The sequence below is a fragment of the Mycobacterium sp. 852014-52144_SCH5372336 genome (genome assembly GCF_001665615.1).
GTDB lineage: Bacteria > Actinomycetota > Actinomycetes > Mycobacteriales > Mycobacteriaceae > Mycobacterium > Mycobacterium neumannii_A.
Window position 1 is genome coordinate 1 of record NZ_LZSW01000026.1, and the last position, 1,687, is coordinate 1,687.

Annotated in this window: 1 rRNA gene; it reads left to right on the forward strand. The window is 56.7% G+C overall.

The annotated features are described in order from the left end of the window. Window positions 1-150: 150 nt before the first annotated feature. Window positions 151-1,674 (forward strand): 16S ribosomal RNA (locus A5759_RS04960). Window positions 1,675-1,687: the final 13 nt, after the last annotated feature.

Below are 1,687 nucleotides of genomic sequence, written 5' to 3' on the forward strand. Positions count from 1 at the left end.
GCGGGTGTGTTGTTTGAGAACTCAATAGTGTGTTTGGTGGTTTTTGTTTGTTGTTGTTTTTTGCCATGCCCTGTTTTCCCGTTTGTGGGTGTGGTGTTTTTTGATGCCAGTTTTTGGTGTCTGTTTGGTCAGATTGTTCTGAACGTTTTTTGTTTGGAGAGTTTGATTCTGGCTCAGGACGAACGCTGGCGGCGTGCTTAACACATGCAAGTCGAACGGAAAGGCCCCTTTGGGGGTGCTCGAGTGGCGAACGGGTGAGTAACACGTGGGTGATCTGCCCTGCACTTTGGGATAAGCCTGGGAAACTGGGTCTAATACCGAATACACCTTGCTGGTCGCATGGCCTGGTGGGGGAAAGCTTTTGCGGTGTGGGATGGGCCCGCGGCCTATCAGCTTGTTGGTGAGGTTATGGCTTACCAAGGCGACGACGGGTAGCCGGCCTGAGAGGGTGACCGGCCACACTGGGACTGAGATACGGCCCAGACTCCTACGGGAGGCAGCAGTGGGGAATATTGCACAATGGGCGCAAGCCTGATGCAGCGACGCCGCGTGGGGGATGACGGCCTTCGGGTTGTAAACCTCTTTCAGTGCCGACGAAGCGTAAGTGACGGTAGGCACAGAAGAAGGACCGGCCAACTACGTGCCAGCAGCCGCGGTAATACGTAGGGTCCGAGCGTTGTCCGGAATTACTGGGCGTAAAGAGCTCGTAGGTGGTTTGTCGCGTTGTCCGTGAAAACTCACAGCTTAACTGTGGGCGTGCGGGCGATACGGGCAGACTTGAGTACTGCAGGGGAGACTGGAATTCCTGGTGTAGCGGTGGAATGCGCAGATATCAGGAGGAACACCGGTGGCGAAGGCGGGTCTCTGGGCAGTAACTGACGCTGAGGAGCGAAAGCGTGGGGAGCGAACAGGATTAGATACCCTGGTAGTCCACGCCGTAAACGGTGGGTACTAGGTGTGGGTTTCCTTCCTTGGGATCCGTGCCGTAGCTAACGCATTAAGTACCCCGCCTGGGGAGTACGGCCGCAAGGCTAAAACTCAAAGAAATTGACGGGGGCCCGCACAAGCGGCGGAGCATGTGGATTAATTCGATGCAACGCGAAGAACCTTACCTGGGTTTGACATGCACAGGACGACTGCAGAGATGTGGTTTCCCTTGTGGCCTGTGTGCAGGTGGTGCATGGCTGTCGTCAGCTCGTGTCGTGAGATGTTGGGTTAAGTCCCGCAACGAGCGCAACCCTTGTCTCATGTTGCCAGCGCGTTATGGCGGGGACTCGTGAGAGACTGCCGGGGTCAACTCGGAGGAAGGTGGGGATGACGTCAAGTCATCATGCCCCTTATGTCCAGGGCTTCACACATGCTACAATGGCCGGTACAAAGGGCTGCGATGCCGTGAGGTGGAGCGAATCCTTTCAAAGCCGGTCTCAGTTCGGATCGGGGTCTGCAACTCGACCCCGTGAAGTCGGAGTCGCTAGTAATCGCAGATCAGCAACGCTGCGGTGAATACGTTCCCGGGCCTTGTACACACCGCCCGTCACGTCATGAAAGTCGGTAACACCCGAAGCCGGTGGCCTAACCCCTTGTGGGAGGGAGCCGTCGAAGGTGGGATCGGCGATTGGGACGAAGTCGTAACAAGGTAGCCGTACCGGAAGGTGCGGCTGGATCACCTCCTTTCTAAGGAGCACCA